Annotated in this window: 5 protein-coding genes; 4 read left to right on the plus strand and 1 reads right to left on the minus strand. The window is 76.1% G+C overall.

Annotated elements, in window-relative coordinates:
• Window positions 1–13: 13 nt before the first annotated feature.
• Window positions 14–2,764, minus strand: a complete 2,751-nt coding sequence (locus AB0O91_RS36580) for a SpoIIE family protein phosphatase (protein ID WP_363442481.1) — start codon at window positions 2,762–2,764, stop codon at window positions 14–16.
• 279 nt (window positions 2,765–3,043) lie between these two features.
• Between AB0O91_RS36580 and AB0O91_RS36585 the strand changes: the two genes are divergently transcribed.
• The 4 genes from AB0O91_RS36585 to AB0O91_RS36600 all read left to right on the plus strand — a co-directional run bounded on the left by AB0O91_RS36585 (window position 3,044) and on the right by AB0O91_RS36600 (window position 8,424).
• Complete coding sequence (locus tag AB0O91_RS36585; protein ID WP_363442484.1) at window positions 3,044–4,255, plus strand: rhodanese-like domain-containing protein; 1,212 nt, start codon at window positions 3,044–3,046, stop codon at window positions 4,253–4,255.
• A 111-nt stretch (window positions 4,256–4,366) separates the two neighbouring features.
• The gene (locus AB0O91_RS36590) at window positions 4,367–5,026 is read left to right on the plus strand and encodes a DUF5819 family protein (RefSeq protein ID WP_363442487.1); all 660 of its coding nucleotides are present in this window, start codon (window positions 4,367–4,369) and stop codon (window positions 5,024–5,026) included.
• The gene (locus AB0O91_RS36595) at window positions 5,023–6,285 is read left to right on the plus strand and encodes an HTTM domain-containing protein (protein ID WP_363442490.1); all 1,263 of its coding nucleotides are present in this window, start codon (window positions 5,023–5,025) and stop codon (window positions 6,283–6,285) included. Before AB0O91_RS36590 ends, AB0O91_RS36595 begins: the two co-directional genes overlap by 4 nt.
• 9 nt (window positions 6,286–6,294) lie before the next feature.
• The gene (locus AB0O91_RS36600) at window positions 6,295–8,424 is read left to right on the plus strand and encodes an FUSC family protein (RefSeq protein ID WP_363442493.1); all 2,130 of its coding nucleotides are present in this window, start codon (window positions 6,295–6,297) and stop codon (window positions 8,422–8,424) included.
• Window positions 8,425–8,538 lie beyond the last annotated feature (114 nt).

The raw sequence follows: 8,538 nt of genomic DNA on the forward strand, positions 1-8,538 counted from the left end.
CCGTACGCGGCCGTCACGCGTGCGGGAGGGGCAGCTCGAACCAGACGACCTTCCCCACCGCCTTGCGGGCGGTGCCCCAGTGCTCGGCGAGCTTGGTGACCAGGGTGAGGCCGCGGCCGGTCTCGCCGAGCTGCTCGGCCGGCTCCAGCGAGGGCAGGTTGTGGTTGTCGTCGCTGACCTCGACCAGCAGCTTGTCCACCCGGATCAGCTGGAGCTGCACCCGGTCCCGGGCCACCCGGACGGCGTTCGTGACCAGCTCGCTGACCAGCAGCTCGGTGGTGTCGCTGAGCGCCTCCAGGTGCCAGGACGCCAGCTGCTCACGGACCAGCGACCGGGCCCGGCGGACCTCGCGCTGGTCCACGGTGAGGTCCCAGGTGGCCACCTCGGACGGGGCGACCCCGTCGAAGCGGGCCACCAGCAGGGCGACGTCGTCCTTGCGGTCGTCCGAGTGCAGCCGCCGCAGCACCTCGTCGCAGGCCTGTTCGGGGCTCTGCTGCGGGTCGATCAGGTTGCCGCACAGCGCGGCCAGCCCGGCCCCTATGTCCCCGCCCCGGACCTCGACCAGTCCGTCGGTGCACAGCACCAGCATCGAGCCGTCCGAGACGTCGATGGTCTTGGCGACGAAGGGCACCCCGCCGACGCCGATCGGCGCACCGGCCGGGATCTCCAGCAGCTCGCCGGTGCCGTCCGGGTGCACCAGGACCGGGGGGACGTGGCCGGCGCTGGCCAGCTCGCAGGTCCGGTTGATCGGGTCGTAGACCGCGTACAGGCAGGTGGCGAGGTGGTCGTCGCCGAGCTTCTGGGCCAGGTTGTCCAGGTGCCGCAGCAGCTGGCCGGGCGGCAGGTCCAGGGCGGCGAGGGTCTGCATCGCGGTGCGGAAGCGGCCCATCGCGGCGGCCGAGTGGATGCCGTGGCCCATCACGTCGCCGACCACCAGGGCGACCCGGCTGCCGGGCAGCTGGATCGCGTCGAACCAGTCGCCGCCGACCTCCGCCTTCGGATCGCCGGGCAGGTAGCGGTGGGCGATCTGCACACCGGGGATCTGCGGCGGGCGGGTCGGGATCATCGAGCGCTGGAGGGTGGTGGCGACCCGGGCCTCGGCGCGGTGCAGCCGGGCGTTGTCCAGCGACAGCGCGGCCCGGACCGCCAGCTCCTTGAGGGTGGCGGCGTCGCTCTCGTCGAACGGGGCGCGGTCCGGCAGCCGGAGCAGCTTGAGGATGCCCAGCACGGTGCCCCGGGCGGACAGCGGGACCACCAGCATCGAGCGGCCGGAGACCACCGGGGCCAGCCGGACGCCGCCGAGCGCTATGGCGTAGTCGACCGCGACGTCCGCGCTGACCACCGGGACCAGCACCGGCTGGTTCAGCTGCAGGGCCATCCCGGGCGGGGTCCGGCGCGGCATGCTGACCAGCGAGCCCTCGGAGAGCACGTGGTCCCAGGCGCCGCCGGCCTCGTTGAAGACCAGGGCGACCCGGCGCAGCATGGTGTCGTCGTCCGGGCGGGCGACCGGCAGCTCGGAGTCCGAGATCAGCCCGTCCACGAGGTCCACGCAGGCGAAGTCGGCGACCCGGGGGACCAGCACCTGGCACAGCTCGTGGGCGGTGAAGCCGAGGTCCAGGGTGGTGCCCACCTTGCCGCCGACCTCGTTCAGCAGCGCCAGTTGCTCGCCGGCCTGTCCGTTGGTGAGGAACGGGCTCAACCGGCCGCTGGACGGTGCCCCGGCGCCGGGCGGGGCCTGGCCGGGGCGGCGGGGCGGGAGGCCGTGGACGGACGACTCGACGGCGGCCTGCTGCTCGATGGCGGCTCCTCCTCCGGTGCGCGGGGGTGCCTCGCGGACGGAGGCGGGGGACGGGACGGGCCGGGCGGGGCCGGGTGGGGCCGCTTCGCGCCGTCTCGACTCGGGGGCGGTCGGGGTCTGGGCGGCCGGTTCGGGCGGGACCGGCTCGCGTTGGGCGGGCAGCGGGCCGGCCGGGCGGCGGCCCGGCGCGGAGTGCTCGCCCTGCGGCGGCGGACCGAGCCGGGCGGCGCGCTGCTGGGGCGTGGGGTAGCGGCGGCCCAGGCCGGCGGCCACGTGCGCGGTGCCGTTCTGCGGGTCGGAGGGCAGCACCGGCAGCACGGTGGTCGGGTCCAGCCGCAGGGCCGGCAGCCCGCCCCGCGCCACCGCCTCCCGCAGCAGCGCCCGGTGGGCGTCGGGCAGCAGCCGGGCCAGCGGCTCGGGCAGCCCGGCGGCGGGCGGGGTGAGCGCGGCGGTCAGCCCGTGGAAGCCGCCCCGGGCGGCGGGCGCGGCGGCGAACGGCAGCAGCCGCTCGCCGAGCGCCAGCCGGGGCCCGGCGGTGCGCAGCGGGCGGGCGTCGGCGGCGAGGGCGAGCACGCCGCCGGTCGGGCCGGGCAGCGGGTAGGCCCACCAGAGCACGTCGCGCTGGTGCTCCTCGCGGTCGGTCACGGTCAGCCGGCCGGCCCAGGGGCGGCCGGCGGCGGTCAGCCCGGCCAGGGTGTCGAGGGCGTCGCAGCGGCGGCGCACCGCGCAGCGGTCGAGCACCCGGGACTCCAGGGCGGGCAGCAGGCCGGCGGCGGGGCGGTCGGTGACGGCCTCGGCGCGGTGCCCGAACAGTTCCTCGGCGGCCCGGCTCCACTGGGCGATCCGGCCGCTCCGGTCGATCAGCACGAGGGCGAGGCGGACCAGGGCGGCCACCCCGGTCGGATGGTCGCCCGGGGTGGTCCCGGCGCCCGCCGGCAGCGGTGTGGAGTTGGACTCGGCCACCATGGATTCGGTCTGCTCCCGCCTGGCCGCCACGCCTGGAGGCGGCCGTCTCTCCGGAGGAAGGCACGCTGTGCGGATACCAGCGAAGCACGGACCGGGCCGGGCTCGACACCGAAACGGGGAGATTCATCAGGATCGGTTGCGTGTCGGGTGCCGCGCGCCGGTTCGTACGCCCGCTTCACCCGGACGGAGCCCCGGAACACGGCGGTAGGGTGGCAGGCCGGGCCGCCCGCGCGGCGGCTCCGCAGGACCCAGCCGGCCGGACGAGACAGAGGCGAGATCGTGACCGCGCAGAGCCCCGTTCGCTGGACGGACCCGGAACAGCAGGAGCTGGAGGAGCGGGTCGCCGCGGCCGAGCTCGCCTGGCTCAGCATGGACGTGGACGTGCAGACGCTGCGGGTCGAGATCGACAACTTCGCCCTGATCCACCACCAGCTGCTCGGCCCGCTGTACGCCCGGCTGGACGAGCTCGACGCGCTGGTCGCCGAGGCCGTCGCGGCCCGCACCGGCCGCCCCGAGGACCTGCGCCGGGCCGCCGAGGCGCGCCGGCAGGTCGAGGAACTGCCCGACCTGGACGCGCTGTTCGACTCCGTCCGGGAGAAGTCCGCGGCGGGTGCGGAGGGCGCCGAGGAGGCCGTCGCGCCGCCGCCCGCCGCGCCGGCCCGGGTGCGGCCGGGGAAGGACGCCCAGCGGATCTACCGCGAGCTGGTCCGTCGCGCCCACCCGGACCTGACCACCGACCGGGACGAGCAGCAGCGCCGGGCGGACTTCCTGGTCCGGGTCAACCAGGCCTACGCGTACGGCGACACCGCCGCGCTGACCGACCTGGCCGCCGAGTGGTCCACCGCGCCGGAGGCCGCGCCCGCCGTCGACTCCCCCGACCGGCTGGGCTGGCTGCGCCGCCGGCTGGGCTGGCTGACCGCCAAGATCACCGAGACCGCGACCGAGCAGGTCCGGCTGGAGCAGACCCCGATGGGCCAGCTGCTCGCCCTCGCGCCGCAGGACCCGGACCGGCTGCTGGAGCAGCTCGCCGAGGAACTGCTCGCCAAGGCCGCCGCGCAGCAGGCCGAGCTGGCCCGGCTGCTCGGCGCCCCCGATCCGGCCCACCGGCAGCCGGCGGTGGGCGACAATGGCACCGACCCGAACCGAGCCCAGGAGAGCCCCACGATGTTCGCGCAGATCCCCACCACCGACGCCGCCTCCGTGCCGGCCGACGCCGCCCTGCTGGACGTGCGCGAGCAGGACGAGTGGGACGCCGGCCACGTGGACGGCGCGCTGCACATCCCGATCGGCGAGGTGATCGCCCGGATCGGCGAGCTGCCGGACGGGAAGCTGTACGTGCTCTGCCGGGTCGGCGGCCGCTCCGCGCAGGTCGTCCAGTACCTGGTGCAGCAGGGCCGGGACGCGGTGAACGTGGACGGCGGGATGTACGCCTGGGAGGGCGCGGGCCGGCCGATGGTCAGCAGCACCGGCCAGACCGCCTTCGTGCTGTAGCGCCCGACCGGCGCCGGGGCCCGGGGTGCGGGCCCCGGCGGGCGGCGGGTAGGGCAGGATGGGCGCGCGACGCGCCGGTGCCGCCGGCGGCGCGCCGATCGGGCGGGGGCCATGACGGAGACCACGGACCGGGCCGCCCCCGGACGCACCTGGTCGAGGCCCGCCCAGCTCGTCCTCGGGCTGGCCGCCGCGGCGCTGGTGACCGGCACCGGGCTGTTCCTGGCCGCGGTGTTCCTGCACGTCGCGCCCGCCAACACGCTGTCCCGGCAGTACCAGGGCGAGGTCGACGGGGTGGTGTACCCGGAGTTCGAGCAGAACTGGAAGCTGTTCGCGCCCAATCCGCTGCAGCAGAACGTCACCCTCGACGCCCGGGTGCGCACCGCCGGGACCGGCGGCGCCACCCTGACCCGCGACTGGATCGGGCTGACCGCCCGGGACATCGCCGCGATCCGGGGCAACCCGGCGCCTAGCCACGTCGACCAGAACATGCTGCGCCGCGCCTGGGACTTCTACGACGGCTCGCACGACCCGCAGGACGAGCGGCTCACCAACCCGCGCGGCCGGCTGGCCGAGCAGTACCTCAAGCGGATCGCGTTGCAGCGGATCGGGCGGACGGTGGACGGCGAGCGGGTCCTGGGGATCGAGTTCCGGGTGACCACCGCCACCGTGCCGCCGCCGGCCTGGAGCGGTGAGGCCGCGCCGCCCCCGCCCAGGACGCGGGAGCTGCCGTGGTGGCCGGTCGGGGACGAGGACTACCGGGGGTTGGGGTGAACGAGGCTTCGACGCCGGTGGAGCCGGTGGCGGCCGGCACGCTGGACGGGATCCCGCGGCAGGGCGGGCCGTCGCCCGTCGCCGCACCGGCTCCGGCTCCGGCCCCGGCACCGCCGGCCCGCGGCCCGGTCGCGGTCCTCGGGCGGGCCATGGCGGCGTTCACCGGGCAGGTGCTCGGCCGGCACCAGGCCGCGGTGGTGCGGATCGGCTTCGGGCTGGTCTGGCTCGCCTACCTGCTGCGCGAGTGGCCCCACCGGCGGGTGCTGTACGGCGACCGCTCGCCCTGGTCGGCGGACCTCGCCCGGCAGCTGCTGGCGGACAACGGGGCGTTCACCGTGCTGCCCTGGTTCGACGGGCGGCTCTGGTTCGAACTGGTCTACCACCTGGCCCTGCTGGCCGCCCTGGCGGTGCTGCTGGGCTGGCGGACCAGGGCCGCCACGGTGCTGTTCCTGGTCACCGTGCTGTCGCTGCAGAACCGCAACGTGTTCCTGGGCGACGGCGGGGACAACGTCGTCCACCTGATGGCGGTGTACCTGGTCTTCACCCGCTGCGCCGAGGTCTGGTCGCTGGACGCGCGCAGGGCCCGGCCCGGCCGGTCCGGGGTGGTGCTGTGGGCGCTGCTCGGCGCGGTGCTGGCGCTCTGTCAGGCCGGCGACTTCTCCGGGGACAGCCTCACCTGGACCGCTCCGACCTTCCCGTACCTCGGCTGGGCGCCGCTGTTCTGGGGGCTCTGGGTGGTGGCCGGGCTCTGGTGGCTGCTCGGCCGGCTCCGGCCGGACGGCGAGCCGCGGGCGGTGCTCGACGCGCTGGCCACCATGGTGCACAACTGCGCGATGCTGGTGATCGCCGCCGAGGTGGTGCTGGTCTACGCCACGGCCGGCTGGTACAAGGTGCAGGGTTCGCGCTGGCAGGACGGCACGGCGCTGTACTACCCGCTGCACCTGGACTACTTCGCCCCCTGGCCGGCGCTGTCCGGGCTGGTCGGCGCGGCCCTGCTGCCGGTCTTCCTGATCTCGTACGGCACGGTGGTCCTCCAGGTCGCGTTCCCGTTCACGCTGCTGAACCGGCGGGTCAAGAACGTGCTGCTGGCGGTGCTGATGGCCGAACACCTCGGGATCGCGGTGGTCCTCGGACTGCCGGTGTTCTCGCTCGCGATGGTCGCGGCCGACGCGGTGTTCCTGCCCACCGGTGCCCTGCGGTGGACGGCGGCGCGGCTCGACCGGGTACGGCGGAGGCTGGTGCGGGCGCCCGCCGCCTAGGATGTCGGTATGTCCTGGTTCGCCGCCCTTCGTGACACCGCGCGGACCGGACTCACCCTGGACCGGGCGCTCACCGACCCCAAGCGGGCGCTGCGCGGGGCCGTCGCCGTGGCGCTGGTGCTCTTCCCCACCCTCGCCCTGGGCGGGGTCGCGCTCGCCACCTCGGCCGCGATGGGCGCGTTCATCGCGGGCTCGGCCACCTTCCAGCGCAGCTTCCGGCCCCGGGCCAGCCTGGCCGTCGCCGCCGGGTTCGGGCTCGGGATCAGCACCTTCCTCGGCTACCTGGCCGCCGGGGTGTACGGGCTGTTCCCGGTGCTGCTCGCGGTCTGGGCCTTCGGCGCGGGCCTGGCCTGGGCGATCGGGCCGACCGCCGGGGTGGTCACCGCCAACACCCTCTCGGTGATGCTGATCGTGGTCCAACTCCCGGTCAGCGCGACCGCGGCGCTCGGCCACGGGCTGGTCGCCGCGCTCGGCGGGGTCGCCCAGGCCGTCGTCATCACCCTGTGGCCGATCGGGAGCTGGTCCGCCCAGCGGGCCGCGCTCGCCGACACCTATGCCGAACTCGCCGACTACGCACGCCGGTTGCGGCAGGACCCGACCGCACACGTCGACCCCGAGCCGTTCATGACGGCCCGGCACGCCTCCGCGGTGACCCCCTGGCAGGACCGCCACCGGCCGCCCGAACTGCGCGGCCTGCGCGGCATCGCCGAACGGATCCGGCCCACCCTCGCCGCGCTCGCCGACCCCAAGGTGGGCGCCCCGGAGGAGGGGCCGGAACGCGACCGGGCCCGCGAGGTGCTGGCGGCCGCCGCCGAGGTGATGGACGCCCTCGCCCGGGCCGTCCGCACCGGCGACCCGGTCCGGCTCCCCCGCTCGGCGCCGACGCTGACGCTGGTCCGGCCGGACGACGGGACGCCGCTGCAGGGTGCGGCCCGGCGCTCCGCCCGGCGGCTGGGCGGACTGCTGCGCAAGGCCGCGGACACCCTGGACCGCAACGACGAGGACACCATCACCACCCCGGTGGTCGGGGCCGGCGGGGCGCTGCACAAGCCGTCGATCTCCCGGATGCTGCCGGTCGCGCTGCGGGCCGTCCGGCGGCAGCTGCGGCCGCGCTCGGCGATCTTCCAGCACGCCGTCCGGCTGGCCGCGGTGGTGACCGGGGCCTACCTGCTGGCCCGGCTGGCCGGGTTCCACCACGGGTACTGGGCGCCGATGACCGCGGCCATGGTGATGCGGCCGGACTTCGCCCAGACCTACAGCAGGGGGGTCGCCCGGCTGGCCGGGACGGTCGTCGGGGTCGCCGTCTCCACGCTGGTGGTGCAGTTGGCCCACCCGGGCGAGTGGGTGCTGGCCGCGCTGGCGGTGCTGTGCATCGGCGGGGCGTACCTGGCGTTCCGGACCGGGTACGCGCTGACCACGGTCGGGATCTCCTCGTACGTGGTGTTCCTGCTCGGGCTGCAGGCGGGGGACCCGCTGCAGACGGCCTTCGAACGCGTCGGGCTGACGCTGCTCGGCGGGTCGCTGGCGCTGCTGACGTACGCGCTGTTCCCCACCTGGCAGACGGCCCGGCTCGGGGAACGGCTCGCCGAGTGGCTGGCGGCGGCCGGGCGGTACGCGGCCGCGGTGATCGACTGCTACGAGCAGCCGGGGGCGCCGCGCGGGCGGGTCGTGCGGTCCGCGCTGCTGGACTCGCGGGAGGCGCGCTCCGAGCTGCTCCAGGCGATGCAGCGGGCCGACTCCGAACCGGGGCGGCACGAGTCGGGGCTGACCGGGGTGACCCGGCGCCAGATCGACCGGGCCCGGGCGGCGGTCGGGCACCTGGGGCGGGCGGCGGTGCTGCTGGAGGCACACCTGCCGGCCGCCGACGCGGACCCGGTGCCGGGGGCGGCCGAGTACGCGGAGGAGCTGCGGCTGGCCACGGCGTTGGCGGCGGCGGCGCTGTTGACCGGGCGGCCGGTGGAGTTCGGGGCGGTGCGGGAGGCGCAGGGGCGGTTGGAGGCGGGGTTGGAGGGGGCTCCGGCGGGGGTGCAGCGGGATGTGGTGCGGGCGGGGACGCGGTTGGTGGGGGTGGCTTTGCGGGATTTGGAGCGGGCGTTGCGGGGGGTTTCTTCGGAGGGGGGCTCTCGGGAGGGTGGGTGACGCCGGGGGCGGTTCCGGGGGTGGGCGCTCCGGGGGCTGGGTGATTTTCGGACTGCCGACTCTCATCGGGGGTGGCTGGGCGCCGTTGGCAGTCTGAAAATCACAGATCGGAAG

Source organism: Kitasatospora sp. NPDC089797 (genome assembly GCF_040684795.1).
Lineage (GTDB): Bacteria > Actinomycetota > Actinomycetes > Streptomycetales > Streptomycetaceae > Kitasatospora.

What these genes read in the sequence shown, in the direction of transcription:
- AB0O91_RS36600 (WP_363442493.1), top strand. Translation starts at nt 6,295, where the DNA reads ATGTCCTGGTTCGCCGCCCTTCGTGACACCGCGCGGACCGGACTCACC.
- AB0O91_RS36580 (WP_363442481.1), bottom strand. Translation starts at nt 2,764, where the DNA reads ATGGTGGCCGAGTCCAACTCCACACCGCTGCCGGCGGGCGCCGGGACC.
- AB0O91_RS36590 (WP_363442487.1), top strand. Translation starts at nt 4,367, where the DNA reads ATGACGGAGACCACGGACCGGGCCGCCCCCGGACGCACCTGGTCGAGG.